This window comes from Methylobacillus arboreus (assembly GCF_020532725.1).
In the GTDB taxonomy this organism is placed as follows: domain Bacteria; phylum Pseudomonadota; class Gammaproteobacteria; order Burkholderiales; family Methylophilaceae; genus Methylobacillus; species Methylobacillus arboreus.
Genome location: NZ_JAJAVC010000003.1, coordinates 190,630 through 205,035, shown reverse-complemented (window position 1 = coordinate 205,035; position 14,406 = coordinate 190,630). Strand labels below are relative to the sequence as shown.

General features: G+C 50.7%; 14 protein-coding genes. 1 reads left to right on the top strand and 13 read right to left on the bottom strand.

Annotated features, from left to right (window positions below):
- Window positions 1–300: 300 nt before the first annotated feature.
- Window positions 301–807, bottom strand: a complete 507-nt coding sequence (locus LG198_RS01020; protein ID WP_230341314.1) for a Crp/Fnr family transcriptional regulator — start codon at window positions 805–807, stop codon at window positions 301–303.
- Between the two features lie 177 nt (window positions 808–984).
- On the opposite strand from LG198_RS01020, the gene epsA reads away from it, so the two are divergent.
- A complete protein-coding gene (gene epsA / locus LG198_RS01015) occupies window positions 985–1,758 on the top strand; it encodes an XrtB/PEP-CTERM-associated transcriptional regulator EpsA (protein ID WP_230341313.1) in 774 nt (257 codons plus the stop codon).
- Window positions 1,759–2,060: 302 nt separating this feature from the next.
- Here epsA and cheZ read toward each other — a convergent pair whose 3' ends face one another.
- The 12 genes from cheZ to motB form a co-directional block, all read right to left on the bottom strand.
- Window positions 2,061–2,729, bottom strand: a complete 669-nt coding sequence (cheZ, locus tag LG198_RS01010) for a protein phosphatase CheZ (RefSeq protein WP_230341312.1) — start codon at window positions 2,727–2,729, stop codon at window positions 2,061–2,063.
- Window position 2,730: 1 nt separating this feature from the next.
- A complete protein-coding gene (gene cheY, locus LG198_RS01005) occupies window positions 2,731–3,129 on the bottom strand; it encodes a chemotaxis response regulator CheY (RefSeq protein ID WP_230341311.1) in 399 nt (132 codons plus the stop codon).
- 62 nt (window positions 3,130–3,191) lie between these two features.
- Window positions 3,192–4,259, bottom strand: a complete 1,068-nt coding sequence (locus tag LG198_RS01000; protein ID WP_230341310.1) for a protein-glutamate methylesterase/protein-glutamine glutaminase — start codon at window positions 4,257–4,259, stop codon at window positions 3,192–3,194.
- A 58-nt stretch (window positions 4,260–4,317) separates the two neighbouring features.
- Window positions 4,318–4,929: a chemoreceptor glutamine deamidase CheD gene (gene cheD / locus LG198_RS00995; protein WP_230341309.1), complete on the bottom strand. Its 612-nt coding sequence runs from the start codon at window positions 4,927–4,929 to the stop codon at window positions 4,318–4,320.
- A 2-nt stretch (window positions 4,930–4,931) separates the two neighbouring features.
- The gene (locus LG198_RS00990; RefSeq protein WP_230341308.1) at window positions 4,932–5,783 is read right to left on the bottom strand and encodes a CheR family methyltransferase; all 852 of its coding nucleotides are present in this window, start codon (window positions 5,781–5,783) and stop codon (window positions 4,932–4,934) included.
- Between the two features lie 28 nt (window positions 5,784–5,811).
- Complete coding sequence (locus LG198_RS14365; protein ID WP_328484874.1) at window positions 5,812–7,623, bottom strand: methyl-accepting chemotaxis protein; 1,812 nt, start codon at window positions 7,621–7,623, stop codon at window positions 5,812–5,814.
- Between the two features lie 94 nt (window positions 7,624–7,717).
- Window positions 7,718–9,397, bottom strand: a complete 1,680-nt coding sequence (locus LG198_RS14360) for a methyl-accepting chemotaxis protein (protein ID WP_328484873.1) — start codon at window positions 9,395–9,397, stop codon at window positions 7,718–7,720.
- A 59-nt stretch (window positions 9,398–9,456) separates the two neighbouring features.
- Window positions 9,457–9,978: a chemotaxis protein CheW gene (locus LG198_RS00965; RefSeq protein WP_230341307.1), complete on the bottom strand. Its 522-nt coding sequence runs from the start codon at window positions 9,976–9,978 to the stop codon at window positions 9,457–9,459.
- A gap of 11 nt (window positions 9,979–9,989) precedes the next feature.
- A complete protein-coding gene (locus LG198_RS00960) occupies window positions 9,990–12,341 on the bottom strand; it encodes a chemotaxis protein CheW (RefSeq protein ID WP_230341306.1) in 2,352 nt (783 codons plus the stop codon).
- A gap of 70 nt (window positions 12,342–12,411) precedes the next feature.
- Window positions 12,412–12,777, bottom strand: a complete 366-nt coding sequence (locus LG198_RS00955; protein ID WP_230341305.1) for a response regulator — start codon at window positions 12,775–12,777, stop codon at window positions 12,412–12,414.
- 66 nt (window positions 12,778–12,843) lie between these two features.
- Window positions 12,844–13,392, bottom strand: a complete 549-nt coding sequence (locus LG198_RS00950) for a chemotaxis protein (protein WP_230341304.1) — start codon at window positions 13,390–13,392, stop codon at window positions 12,844–12,846.
- Between the two features lie 67 nt (window positions 13,393–13,459).
- Window positions 13,460–14,386: a flagellar motor protein MotB gene (gene motB / locus LG198_RS00945; RefSeq protein ID WP_230341303.1), complete on the bottom strand. Its 927-nt coding sequence runs from the start codon at window positions 14,384–14,386 to the stop codon at window positions 13,460–13,462.
- Between the last annotated feature and the right edge of the window lie 20 nt (window positions 14,387–14,406).

Here is a 14,406-nt window from a genome sequence, read left to right as displayed (position 1 = left end):
TAGTCAACGTTGGTCTATCTGGATTACTTGGCGGATAAAGCCTGGATGGTATTCATGTGAATCTTTACTACGCTAATACAGGATAAGGAGATATCTGCACTGCTAGTAATCGTGGAAGTCGCCCGCCTTACTGGACAAGCGTGGTCTTGGCAATAGCACCCAGCATTTATGGTAGTTACATTTCTTAATATCCTGCCAGTCATAAAAAAATCCCGCGATGCGGGATTTTTTTATGACTTTATTTTTAGCGCGCTATTCAACTTTCCCAACCAGAATGGTCCGTAACGCAGGCATTTTCGGTCAAATCAATTCGCCTAGCGTTTTTGGAAGGAATCTATCAGAACTCTCACGGAAACGAGCGGTAAGCAATTGCAGCAATCTGACCAATACTTTATTTCCCAGCTTGGGCATATTGGCAAGCAACTGATAAAGAGAGTCACGAGTCAGCACTGCAAAATCGGTGGGCAAGCTGGTGACACAACTCGCCGACCGTGGCAAGCCATCAACTAGGGACATTTCACCGATGATAGCGCCTGCGCTGACCTTGGCAATGGTTTGTATTCCTTTAGTCGGAATGTCTTTGATGACATTCACTTCGCCGGTCAAAATCAGAAGAAGGTAATCGCCCGCATCGCCCTCCGTCAGTAACTGACAGTCCCGGGGAGCGGCATAGCATTGCATATAGGAGCATAAATAGCGAACTTCCTCATCAGTAAAATCCCCGAACAGCTTGATTGTATTAACAATCTCAAGGATTTCCTCGACGTATTTGTCAGCACCACCTAAATGCACCAGATCGGGATACATGTAATTTTTGCCTTTAACTAAAGGAATGCATTAATATCCGTAAAATATTTATGGACATAACACATAAAAGCTATCAAAAACTCTCATCAATCAAGCTATTTACGTCATAATAATGTCAGCTTATACATATGACACAAGAATTAGACCTGAATTGCTTAGCAAATTATAACCGAGTTCATGTCCCTAAATAAAAACTTAAACGATATTGAAAAAAGCCAGTTAATTGAGTTAATGCATGAATCTTTGAGAATTCGCTCACACTTTGAGCTTTTTCTCTGGATGCAGGGGAAACTCCAGATTTTCCTGCCGCATGAAATCATGATTACGGCTTGGGGAGACTTTTCACTTGGAGTCATATACTTCAATATTGTCTCTCCCCTTCCTGGCATACGTTCTGACAAAATTGCCAGCCAGGAAATCAATCAATTTCTGCAAAATCTGTTTAACTATTGGCTAAACCATGCCAAAGCACCCTTTACGCTTGCGGCTGCCGATAACATTTTGCATGACTATCAATTTTCCAATGCAGAATCAAGCTATTACTTAAAAAACATGAAATCAGCGCTAGTCCATGCGATCAAGGATCATCGTGGTCGGCATGATTGCCTTTATGTGTTGCTTAGCTCCAACTTAAGCTTCCCACCGGCTTCCCGCCCTATGCTGGAAGCGCTTTTGCCCTATATCGACAGTGCGTTGCGACAAATTGAGCACCTGCCAGAGCAACAGCCAACGCCTATCAAGATCGAGCCAGAGCCCAAGGATGAAACCTTGAATATCCTTTCCGGTAGAGAACTTGAAATCATGGACTGGGTTACCAAAGGCAAAACCAATCAGGAAATCGGCATGATTCTTGATATCAGCGCTTTTACTGTCAAAAATCATCTGCAACGCATATTCAAGAAGCTTAATGTGCTGAATCGTGCGCAAGCAGTTTCCAAATTCCGCAAATAATATTTTTAACTACTCTACGCATCAAAAAGGCTGTGATCTTCACAACCTTCCTTTGCTTTTTAATATTGCTTAACCACGAACTTAAGCAATATTTAGTTACTGCTAAGCTGAATACCTTACGGGAATTCCCCTGAAAATGAGATATGAAGCGTGTTTTTTACACATTTTATTTTTTCACTACTGCTGAGCTAGAATAGTCACTGATTGCCATCTAATAAGCAATAGCCCAATCGGACTAGCATTACTACCTCCAGAGGTCCAGATACAACGACCTCATACAGAAAAGTTCAGCGGCGGTAAATTTAAAAACCCAGGCTGTCAAGCAAGTCGTCAACCTGCTCCTGACTAGCCACAACATCAATGGCCGCTTCTGGATTAATTTGCGGACCGTTCATCAAGCCAGTGTCACCTTCTTTTTTGGTAACTGTCGTTGGCGAAAAGTCTATCAGCACCTGTACCAGCTGTTGCTCAATCTCTTGCGCAAGCTCAGTAATTTTCTTGATCACCTGCCCAGTCAGGTCCTGGAAATCCTGCGCCATCATGATATCCAGCAGTTGCGCTTTCGTCGCATCGGTATGCCCAACCGCCTTGGTCATAAACGCAACGGTTTCATCCGCAACCTGATCATAGTCCTTCTTGAGTGAAGGTACTGTCAATATGCTTTTCCAACGCGCTTCCAGGCTGGCCGCCTCCTGATTCAATTCATCCTGCAACGGTGTGGCGATATCTGTCGCATTCAGCACACGCTCCGCTGCCTGCTCCGTCATCCTTGCCACATAGTTGAGACGATCCCGTGCATCGGGTATGCCGTGGGCCGCCTGCTCCAGCAACTTGTCAAAACCCAAGCCGCGCAAACTTTCATGGAGGTTGCGAGTCAGCAGACCAATCCGATGCAACATCTCATCATGCTGCGTTTGCAAACTCTCAGCTTCGTCATGGACATGAGGTATGTTTTGAAGCGAGTCATTCATATCAGCCCCCTGCTTTTTCAAGCTTTTCAAAGATTTTGCTGAGTTTCTCATCCAGGGTAGCAGCCGTGAACGGCTTCACCACATAGCCATTGGCACCAGCCTGCGCGGCAGCAATGATGTTTTCCTTTTTGGCTTCAGCGGTCACCATTAACACGGGTAACGATGACAATGCAGGATCAGCGCGTATTTGCTGCAACATCGTCAGTCCATCCATGTTGGGCATGTTCCAGTCGGACACAACAAAGTCAAAATTTCCGCTTCTCAGCTTGGCCAGGGCCATTACGCCATCTTCAGCCTCATCTACATTGTTGTAACCCAGCTCCTTGAGCAGGTTGCGTACGATGCGGCGCATGGTGGAGAAGTCATCGACCACCAGAAATTTGGTATTGGGATTTGCCATTCGTTACTCCATTTCAACTTTTATTTGTACTATTCGCAATTACCAAGCATTCATGCCTGGAATTAGACACGCAACGCGCGTGCGCTGTTTGCGGCAAGGTATTGCAAGACCTTGCCGGGCATTTCGTGCAACGCGCTCACTTCATCAACACCGCCTGCCGCAATCGCCTCTTTCGGCATGCCAAATACGACACAACTCGCCTCATCCTGGGCAAAGTTATATGCACCAGCCTGCTTCATTTTCAGCATGCCGTCCGCACCATCCTTACCCATGCCCGTGAGAATAACACCAATTGCATTCTTGCCTGCGCTACTTGCGGCAGAACTGAACAAGACATCCACGGATGGCTTATGCCGGCTGACAGGCGGCCCATCATCCAGCTGGGTGACATAGTTGGCACCGCTCCGTGAAAGCAACAGGTGTGAATGTCCCGGAGCAATATAGGCATGCCCAGGCAGGATGCGCTCACCACCTTTCGCTTCTTGCACCGAGATTTTGCACAAGCCGTCAAGCCGATTGGCAAACGATTGGGTAAAGCCGGCCGGCATATGCTGGGTTATCAGGATGCCAGGGCAGTCCGATGGCATTTGCATCAAAAAGGACTTAATGGCCTCCGTACCACCGGTAGATGCGCCAACAATAATCAGTTTCTCGCTACTGATCAGGGGATTGCCCACCGCTGGCAAACCACTTCCGCTTCCATTTGCAACGACCGGCTTGCGCGCAATCAGTCGGGCCTTGGAAGCTGTCCTTATCTTGTCGGCAATCAATTCACTATATTCATGCATGCCGCTGGCGATCGACATTTTCGGCTTGGTAATAAAATCAACTGCCCCCAACTCCATGGCACGCATGGTAATTTCCGAGCCACGCTCGGTCAGCGATGAAATCATCACCACCGGCGTTGGGCGTAAACGCATCAAGCGTTCAAGAAAATCCAGGCCATCCATTTTAGGCATTTCTACATCCAGCGTAAGCACATCCGGATTTTTCTGCTTGATCATTTCACGTGCGATCAAAGGATCAGGCGCAGCACCAACCACTTCCAAATCTGGCTGCTGATTGATAATTTCAGTCAGCAGGCTGCGAATCAGCGCCGAGTCATCAATGATAAGAACTTTTATGGTCATGACATTGCCTTTTATTTAGTTATTGCTTGGCATCTGGTCTCCTCCCAGTCACCACCTGCTAGAACAACTCCACATCGCCAGCCACCTTGTCCGTCTTGAGTTTTTTCGCGTAGGTTTCCTCGCGCGTAATCAAGGTGTTATTGTGCAGTTGCTTCAACTTTTTCACTAATACGCGCCCGGTTCTTGGAAAGAAATACACCTTGCGCGGATAAACATCATTCAGGTCCTCGCCTACCACCCGAATATTCTCGTTCTTCAGATATTTGCGTACAAACGCGGCATTTTTCTCGCCGATATTGATGGAGGTGAAGCCACTCAGCACGTTCCCGCCGCCAAAAATCTTTGCCTCGAGGTTTTCGCGACGGGCACCTCCCTTGAGCAACTGATTGATCAATACTTCCATTGCGTAAGTACCATAACGGGCCGACTCCGAGATCGGGTTGTTGGCATCTGCCGGACTGCCTTCTGGCAGCATGAAATGATTCATGCCGCCAATACCCGACACCCTGTCGCGAATGCATGCCGATACACAAGAACCCAACACTGTCACAATCACAATATCCCTATTGGTTGTGTAATACTCCCCAGGCAATATCTTGGCAGCCTCGCAATTGAAAGTCTTGTCAAAATACAGGTTGGTAGCCAACTGTTCGTCTATAGCATTGACCATATTCAGCCTCCTCGTTGACTGAGGGTATATACCGTCTTGCCTAGGAGCCTGAATGCATCGGTCGCATAAAGGAAGTTTTCAGAATGTCCGGCAAAAAGCAACCCATCGGGCTTCATCAATGGTACAAAACGCTTGAGAATCGCGGCCTGTGTCGGCTTGTCGAAATAGATCATGACATTGCGGCAGAATATGGCATCGAACTGTCCGCTTAGCGGCCAGCTGCCGCCAAGCAGGTTCAAGGGCTTGAATGTAATGAGCTTGCGCAGATCATCACGAACCCGCACCAAGCCTTGCTGGCTGCCTGTGCCTCTGAGAAAGAACTTTTTCTTCTGCTCCATTGACAGTTTCTCTATGCGGTCATGGTTATAGATACCTGCCGCCGCTGTCGCCAACACATTCGTATCAATATCCGTGGCAATGATCTCGACCGGTGGGCGCAGGCTGCCAAATGCTTCACATGCCGTGATAGCGAGACTATAAGGCTCCTCCCCGGTGGAACTCGCGCAGCACCAGATTGAAATCGGTTGGGAAACTTTGCGGATGTGTTCTGTCAGAATAGGGAAATGATGGTGTTCACGAAAGAATGATGTCAGATTGGTGGTCAGCGCATTGGTAAATGCCTCCCACTCCTCAGAGCCAGACTGGTTCTCCAAAGCATCAAGGTAACGCTGGAAGCTGGAAATTCCAGTAGCACGCAACCGTCTGGCAAGACGGCTATAGACCATTTCGTGCTTGGATTCAGAAAGAGAAATTCCCGCAGCCTGGTAAATCATTTTGCGCACACGCGCAAAATCCTCCTCCGTAAAGTCAAACTCCTTGCCTGAATTTGATTTGCTTGCTGTGCTTGGATTCAATTACGCAATTCCCTCTGCATAAGCGCTGTTAAAACTCTTCCCACTCATCGCTGGAGAGGTCCGACCCAATGACTTTTTTGGCAGGCACAACCTTGGGTGTAGATGCAGACGGAGCGATAGGATCCCTACTTTTTATATTCGTCGTTTTTGCTGCGACAACTTTAGCTTTGGCTGGGGCTGCTTGCACAAGCTCGGCTTTAGGCTTTGATGCCGGCGCAGCCGTATTGGACGCTGGCTTGGTCTTAGCAAGGGCAGCCTGTTGTTCCAACCTGGCATCCATCCCACTGCCTAGCTTGAACACACTTGCCGCACGCTCAAGCTGTAAAACATCGCTTTTCAAATCTTCTGCCGCAGCCGCGGACTCCTCAACCAGCGCAGCATTACGCTGCGTCACCTCATCCATGTCATTCACGGCATGGTTGACCTGGTCTATGCCTGAACTTTGTTCAGTGGAGGCCGCGGAAATCTCGGCCATGATATCGGTGACACTGCGCACGGAAGCCACAATTTCTGACATGGTAGTCCCTGCCTGGTCAACAAACACCACCCCGGCTTCAACACGCTCTACCGAGTCAGAAATCAAGCCCTTGATTTCCTTGGCGGCCGCAGCTGAACGGTGTGCGAGATTGCGTACCTCCGCCGCGACGACAGCAAACCCGCGGCCCTGCTCACCAGCGCGTGCAGCTTCGACGGCGGCATTCAATGCCAGGATATTGGTTTGGAAGGCAATACCGTCAATGACGCCGATAATGTCTGAAATTTTGTTGGCAGACTCACTGATCAAACGCATTCTATCCCTTGCTTCACCAATAACCTCTCCGCCGCGCGCAGCCACACTGGAAGCAGATATGACCAACTGGTTGGCTTGCCGGGCGTTATCGGCATTCTGCTTCACGGTAGAAGCCAGTTCCTCCATGGAACTGGCAGTTTCCTCCAGCGAGCTGGCCTGTGATTCGGTGCGTGCCGACAAGTCATTATTGCCTTTGGCAATCTCACTCACACCCGTATTAATCCGCTGCACATTGGTACGGATATCGGAAATCATCGCCACAATGTTGACATTCATCTGATTGAGCGCGCGCAACAACATCCCGGTTTCATCAGTCTTGGCGCTACTGAACTTATGCGAGAGATCGCCGCTCGCAAGCGCGTTGGCAATATCCGTCGCCTCGCGCAGAGGCCGGATCACGGAAGCAGAAAGCGAAACAGCCAGGCTCACAGCCGCCACAATGGCAACCAATGCACCACCGATCACAAACGTTGAGCCTAACCCACTCAACGTTGCCACAATCACAATGATCATCGCCAGAACCGTGGCAAGTGCCGTCGCTGCCACTCGTGTTTTCAACGTCATTTGCATTGCCCTTCTTATCCTGGATATCACATCCGTTTTCAGGATTTCACCACGGTATAGCTTGAGACCGTGATGCTTGCTTTCACGCAGGCGCGCATAAATACGCGATGCATTTTCCACCTGCTGGCGTGTGGGCTTCACCCGCACAGACATATATCCCACGACGTTACCGTTCTGACGCATGGGTGTTGCATTTGCCATGACCCAGTAATAATCGCCATTCTTGCGGCGGTTCTTCACCATTCCGGTCCACGGCGAACCTGCCTTCAGCGTATCCCACATATCGGCAAAGGCCTCGGGCGGCATATCTGGATGTCGCACAATATTATGAGGAGCGCCTATCAGCTCTTCTTCAGTAAAGCCGCTGACCCGGATGAAATCCTGGTTGATATAAGTAATTCGCCCTTGCAAGTCGGTGGTGGAAAGAATGGACTCACCGTCTTGCAGCAAATACTCATTGGTAGTTACAGGCATGTTGACACGCATATTACTGTTCTCCTGATATCAGGGCGGATTCCGTAAATCCGCCCTGTGTGCGTTTTTCTGCCTTTTAACGAAACAAGTACTTTTTTATTTATTTTTAATTAATTTTGAAAACACTGACTGTGGATGACAGTTTCTGCGCCTGTTCCTCCAGACTTTCGGCAGCGGCGGCTGCTTGCTCAACCAATGCAGCATTCTGCTGTGTCATTTCATCCATCTGCCCAACCGCAATATTGACTTGCTCAATGCCCGAGCTTTGCTCCTGGCTGGCAGAGGTAATTTCACCCATGATGTCAGCGACACGTTGAACCGAATTCACAATCTCGCTCATCGTGGCGCCGGCCTGATCCACCAATTTATTGCCGACATCCACCTTTTCTACTGAATCGCCAATAAGGCCCTTGATTTCTTTTGCAGCCGCAGCCGAACGTTGGGCCAGGTTACGCACTTCACTCGCAACCACAGCAAAACCACGCCCTTGCTCACCCGCACGTGCAGCCTCCACCGCCGCGTTCAGGGCCAGGATATTGGTCTGGAATGCAATGCCGTCAATCACGCCAATGATATCGACAATCTTGCGGGAGCTTTCCTTGATTGAGCCCATGGTGTTGACAACTTGGTCCACTACCTGCCCGCCGCGTACCGCAGACTCTGAAGCAGTAATCACCAATTGGTTGGCCTGCCTTGCATTGTCAGCATTCTGCCGTACGGTAGAGGTCAGCTCTTCCATGGAGCTGGCTGTTTCTTCCAGGCTTGAAGCCTGGGATTCGGTACGAGAGGAAAGGTCGGCATTGCCGGAAGCAATCTCACTGGTAGCCACCAGCATGGTGTCGGTGCTGCCACGCACTTCAGTAACGAGTTTGCGCAACTCCTGGACCATGAATCGGATACCAACCAACAACTTGCCTGGTTCATCAGCTGCATTTTCATCAATCATGTCGAGCAAATCATTTTGCCTTGGCGCAAGGTCGCCTTTTGAGACGCGCCCGATGACGCGAATGCCATAATTGATCGGCTCAACAATGGACACTGTGATGACCCGGGCGAATACCACGCCCAACAGAATCGCAACCAGGCCAAGCACCACCACCAGGATCCGGCCCTGGTTACTGGCGCTCCTGTTGGCTTCAGCAAGCTCCAGTGACCTTGCACGCTCATGCTGCAAGAGCTCGTCCACTGCACCCTGATATGCAGTGCGTGCAAGCTGGAAGCTCTGGTCAATGCTTGCATAGAAGTCTTTTTCGTCAGCAAGCAATTTATTGCTCACATTGCGTTTTTCTTCCAGGCTGACTTGTTCATTCGTGAGCCAGTTCTCAAAGGCGGCTACCCGAATATTGAGTGCTACCCGCACCTTGAAAGCATCGGCACGTATCGACCGGTATTGCTCTCGCGCATCCTGGATTTTTTGCAGAAAAGGCTGGTACTCCTCACCCTTCATGGACTCGATCACTTGAGACTGCAACTTGTCCACCTCTTGGGAATACTCATCCATTCTTTCCTGGAAGTATGCTTCTTGGTCCTTGCTGCGATTTCTCATATAGGACACTGCATTGATGATGTTCATATTGGTATACAGCTTCCAATCATTGAGCATCGCCTGCCTGGCAGCCGACTCTTCCACAATCGCATTAGTCCGACTGCTCATGGATGTCATCAAGCCAATGCTGAGCACCACAATGACGGCCAGCAATACCAGCAACGTCCCGAAACCAATCACAAGGCGCTTGGTAATCTTCAGGCTGTACATATAATTCATTAATGGATTCAGTAGCTTCATTTCTCGTCTCCGCCCTTCTTAGTTCAATTTTTTAGTTCAAACTTTTGTCGTTATAGTTATTAAATGTCTGCCACAATAGTCTCGATCAGTCCCATTTCTGAACTGGTCATTAATTTGTCAATATCGATCAGAATCAACATCCGGTCATCCAACGTTCCCAGCCCGATCAGGTAATCCGTGCTGAGGATAGACCCCATTTCTGGTGCCGGCTTGATCTGCTGTGGACTCAGCGTAGTGACATCCGATACGCTATCCACCACGATCCCGGTGACACGACCATTGATGTTGAGGATGATCACGACGGTAAACTGGTCATAGGTAGGCGAACCCAGCTTGAATCTGATCCGCATATCGACGATAGGCACGATAATGCCGCGCAGGTTGATCACCCCTTTGATAAACTCGGGGGCGTTGACAATCCGGGTAACACTTTCATAACCCCGTATTTCCTGCACCTTGAGGATATCGATTCCGTACTCCTCGCTGCCCAGCGTAAAAGCAAGGAACTCACTGTTTTCGCCTTGCGCTGCCCCTGGTGGGGCCGATTGACTTTCAGCCTTACTGCCTGCTGCTTCTAACATGACAACACCTCTTAATGAATGGAAGGTTCAGCGATCAATTGCCTGCTGGATCGCAGCAGATTGGCCACATCGAGAATCAGTGATACGCCGCCATCACCGAGTATGGTGGCACCGGAAATCCCCGCAACCTTGCGATAATTGGATTCAAGATTCTTCACCACGACTTGCTGCTGACCCACCAGCTCATCAACAAATAAGGCGGCTTTCTTGCCATCTGCCTGCAATACCACGAGGATGCCGTTTTCCGGCTCACGATGGAGCGGCTCAATACCAAACATCTGATATAACGGGATCAATGGCAGGTAGTCTTCGCGAACCTTGACCAGGCGCCCCTGCCCGGTCACATCCTTGACGTCATCCGCCGAGGGCTGTAACGACTCCATGACAAAGCTGAGCGGCAGGATATATACCTCGTCACCGACACGGACAGACATGCCATCCAGAATGGCGAGGGTGAGCGGCAGGGAAATTGAAATAGTAGTGCCATAGCCGGAAGCCGAGCGTATGTCGACCACGCCGCCCATGGCTGTGATGTTGCGCTTGACGACATCCATGCCCACACCGCGCCCGGATACATCAGTCACTTGCTCGGCAGTGGAAAATCCGGGAGCAAAGATCAATTGCCAGACATCGCTATCAGGCATGTTGTCTGAAACGCTGAGCCCCGAGGATTTGGCCTTGTTGAGGATACGCTCGCGGTTGAGGCCGCCACCATCATCACTCACCTCAATAATGATATTGCCGCCCATATGGCCTGCTGAAAGCGACAAACGGCCGATCGGGTTCTTGCCTGCAGCGGTTCTCACCTCAGGCGACTCTATGCCGTGGTCCACACTGTTGCGCACCAGATGGGTCAATGGGTCGACAATGCGCTCGATCAGTCCCTTGTCCAGTTCGGTCGCGGCACCATTAGTGACAAATTCGACCTTCTTGCCGAGCTTGCCTGCAAGATCACGCACCATGCGTGGAAAACGCGAAAATACATAATCCATCGGCATCATGCGGATGGACATGACGGCTTCCTGCAAGTCGCGCGTATTGCGCGTGAGTTGGCCTACGCTATTAAGCAGCCGTTCATGCAGCATGGGATCCAACGTACTGGTGCGCTGCTCTATCATGGCTTGCGTAATCACCAGCTCGCCCACCAGGTTGATCAGCTGGTCAACCTTTTCAATGCCGACCCGGATAGAAGTCGTCTCCTGGCTGGCAACTGCCTTGTCTGATTCACGGCGCGGTGCAACACGCTTGTTTTCCACCGGCTCCCCTTGCTGCACCTTGGCTTCAGGTTGCGGAGCAGCAGATGCCGGCTTGGCCTCGCTGCTGTCAAACAAGCCAAAATCACCTTCATCCAGTGACTTAGCCTTGGCTGGCGCTGCCTGGGCAGGCGCTAGTGTTACGGCATCGCCTCGCTCGCTGATTTTCAGCTTGTCTGCATCCACGACAAATGAGCTCACGGCCAGAATACTGTCCCGGCTTTCCTCAGTTTCCAGCCACAACGATTGCAGGTTGCCGGCCGCAGGTTGTAGCGTGACTTTGCCCAGCAACTCCAGCTCGGAGACGAGCGTCGCCATATCCTTGTCTGCAACATCCGGGATTTCCAGCAAAAGCTGTTGCTTGCCGCTCGCCGCTGCCTTTGTGTGGCCTGACGAGTCAGTCGCAGCTTCCAGTTCGGTGATTACGAGGTCATCCGGATCAAGAATAAAGGAGCAAATTGCCACAATATTGTCCAGACTCTCTTCTGTGCTCAGCTTGAGCACATGACACTTGCCAACGGCAGGCAATGCCTCCACCGTGCCGAGCAACGCGAGCTCCTCGCTCAGTGCAGTCACGTCTTTCTCGGGAAGCTCCGGCAATTGCACCCGGTATTGCTTTGTTGCATCCGTCGATAACGCCTGCTCTGCTTCCTGGGCCACTGTCTCAGCAACCTGCGCAGCAACAGCCAATGTGACCGGCGGCGGAGTAACGGCCCTCCCCCCCTCCTGGGCCAGCTTCTGCAATGTCAGCTTGATATCGTTGACCGCATCCTGGTCCACTGCCGAACCACTGCGATGCCCATCCAGCTGCATTTTGAGGATATCCTTGGCAGCCAGGAACACATCCACATGTTCGGCCTTCAGTTCCATCTCGTTCTTGCGGATGCGGTCCAGCAGGTTCTCAAGCACATGGGTAATCTCGGTCATATCGGTCATGCCGAAAGTGGCCGCCCCGCCCTTGATCGAATGCGCTGCCCGGAAAATCGCATTGAGGTCTTCCGAACTGGGATCCCCGATATCAAGTTCGAGCAGCAAACGCTCAGCCTCTGCCAGCAGTTCATCCGATTCATCGAAGAACACCTGGTAAAACTGGCTCATATCAATTGTCATTGTTCACTCCACATTGATTCATGCTTATCCATCCCTGCCGGGACAGGAGTTCTGTGCAGTACTGACGGCATCATCCGATGACGCGCTGAACAACATCCAATAAACGCTTTGGGTCAAATGGCTTGACCAGCCAACCAGTCGCTCCCGCTGCCTTGCCCAATGCTTTTATCTCGTCGCTAGACTCTGTCGTTAACATTAATATCGGCACTTTCTCGTAAGAACTGAGGCTGCGCAGCGACTTAATCAGTGTCAGGCCATCCATGTTCGGCATATTCTGGTCAGTCAATACCAGGTCTACGACGTTGGATTTGGCCTTGCTCAGCGCATCTTCCCCATCCACAGCCTCTATCACCTGATAGCCAGCCGCATTCAGACTGAATACGACCATCTGCCTCAACGACCCAGAGTCATCTACAGCCAGTATTGTCTTTGCCATATTTAAATCCCCGTTTTTGCGTGCCTAAGCGCTCCCCGGCACGCATCTACTTGTTAAAAAAGAATCCTAGAAAAGCTCAATATCACCCGCCCCCATATGCTGCTGATTCACGGAGGACTGCAAATCCTTGTGCATGGAGGCACGCCTTTCGTTAAGCGACTCACTCATCCGCTGCAAAATGGCAGCAATATCTTCATGAGAATGGCCAGAAACCAGGGACTCGTGCTGATCTGCCATTGCCAGCAGCAACATCTTGAGCCCCCCTACGCGGGCAAGCGCGCGCATCAACAATTGATTGGTCATGTCCTCAAACTGCATGCCCGTCACTACGCGGTTGACCTCGCTCTCGATCTGGCGGCTATACATCGCCACTTCGGCAATATGCTGTTGAGACAATTGCGTGCTGCTGCTTAAACTCAGCAATATCTGTTGTTGTGCCTGGGCTGCGCGGTTAATGGCCATAAAACCATCCACCAGCATGCTGATCGCTTCGCGCAACAGTCCATTGGCGCGGTTGAGGTCGGTCTCAACATGCTCAAGATGTTCCTCGCCCCAGCCCCCGAGGCTGACCAGCAACTCTTTTAATTCATCTACCGGTATAGTCTGACCTGCCATATAAGCTACCTTGTCCAGACTGTATTCAATCTGCAAAAAACAAGAGAAAAATCCTGCTTGATCAATATCATTGGTTATTGAAATTCTCAGTCAAGCCAGGCACCTTGTCGGCCGCATCCACCTCTGCCGAACCATTGTCACTCATGGTTTCCTCCTCGGCTTTCTTGTTCATGATGATGATGCTGATACGACGATTCACAGGGTTTAGCGGATTATCGTTGTCGAACAACACCGCAGAGGACAGCCCGACCACACGCAACAGCTTTTCTTCCTTCAACCCGCCCGAAACAAGCTCACGACGCGAGGCATTGGCCCGGTCTGAAGATAACTCCCAGTTGCTGTAATAACGTCCGCCATTGGGATAAGGGGCCGCATCAGTATGCCCGGACAAGCTGATCTTGTTAGGCACATCGTTGAGCAGTTGGCCGATTTCGTGCAGTATCTGCCGGGCATAAGGCTGGAGCTCAGCTTTCGATAAGGCAAACATGGGCCGGTTCTGCTCATCGACAATCTGGATGCGCAGGCCCTCAGTCGTAATATCCAGCAACAGCTGTTTCTTGAACTGCTGCAACGTTTTGCTGGCCTCAATTGCCTCCTCAATACGCTTTTTCAGTTCCTTGAGCTGTTGCAATTCGGCCTTGGCCACTTCCTCTTTGGCGGTCTTGAGATCAGGTTTCTTCTTGGCCTCGATATCCTCGGCTTTTCTGATCTGCCCCTGCTTCTTGGTCATATCATTGCCGCCGCCTTTGAGAACACTATCGCTGGCACCCGCACCCGAACCGCCCTGCATGGCAACCTTGAGCGGTGTCTTGAAGTATTCGGAAATCCCCTGCAAATCTGCCTTGGTCGTGGAACCCAGCAACCACATCAGCAGAAAGAACGCCATCATGGCCGTGACAAAGTCGGCATAGGCTATTTTCCAAGCGCCCCCATGGTGGCCGCCACCATGGCTTTTAACGCGCTTGACGACAATCCTGACGTTTTCCTGGGCCATTTCGTTCTCCGCTGCTTCCG

Excerpts from the sequence above, each read along its gene's own strand:
- cheD (WP_230341309.1), bottom strand. The coding sequence starts at position 4,929 with ATGGTCAATGCTATAGACGAACAGTTGGCTACCAACCTGTATTTTGAC.
- LG198_RS01020 (WP_230341314.1), bottom strand. The coding sequence starts at position 807 with ATGTATCCCGATCTGGTGCATTTAGGTGGTGCTGACAAATACGTCGAG.
- LG198_RS00965 (WP_230341307.1), bottom strand. The coding sequence starts at position 9,978 with ATGTTAGAAGCAGCAGGCAGTAAGGCTGAAAGTCAATCGGCCCCACCA.
- LG198_RS00960 (WP_230341306.1), bottom strand. The coding sequence starts at position 12,341 with ATGACAATTGATATGAGCCAGTTTTACCAGGTGTTCTTCGATGAATCG.
- LG198_RS00950 (WP_230341304.1), bottom strand. The coding sequence starts at position 13,392 with ATGGCAGGTCAGACTATACCGGTAGATGAATTAAAAGAGTTGCTGGTC.
- LG198_RS14365 (WP_328484874.1), bottom strand. The coding sequence starts at position 7,623 with ATGCGTGTCAACATGCCTGTAACTACCAATGAGTATTTGCTGCAAGAC.
- LG198_RS00955 (WP_230341305.1), bottom strand. The coding sequence starts at position 12,777 with ATGGCAAAGACAATACTGGCTGTAGATGACTCTGGGTCGTTGAGGCAG.
- motB (WP_230341303.1), bottom strand. The coding sequence starts at position 14,386 with ATGGCCCAGGAAAACGTCAGGATTGTCGTCAAGCGCGTTAAAAGCCAT.
- epsA (WP_230341313.1), top strand. The coding sequence starts at position 985 with ATGTCCCTAAATAAAAACTTAAACGATATTGAAAAAAGCCAGTTAATT.
- LG198_RS01000 (WP_230341310.1), bottom strand. The coding sequence starts at position 4,259 with ATGACCATAAAAGTTCTTATCATTGATGACTCGGCGCTGATTCGCAGC.
- LG198_RS14360 (WP_328484873.1), bottom strand. The coding sequence starts at position 9,397 with ATGAAGCTACTGAATCCATTAATGAATTATATGTACAGCCTGAAGATT.
- cheY (WP_230341311.1), bottom strand. The coding sequence starts at position 3,129 with ATGGCAAATCCCAATACCAAATTTCTGGTGGTCGATGACTTCTCCACC.
- cheZ (WP_230341312.1), bottom strand. The coding sequence starts at position 2,729 with ATGAATGACTCGCTTCAAAACATACCTCATGTCCATGACGAAGCTGAG.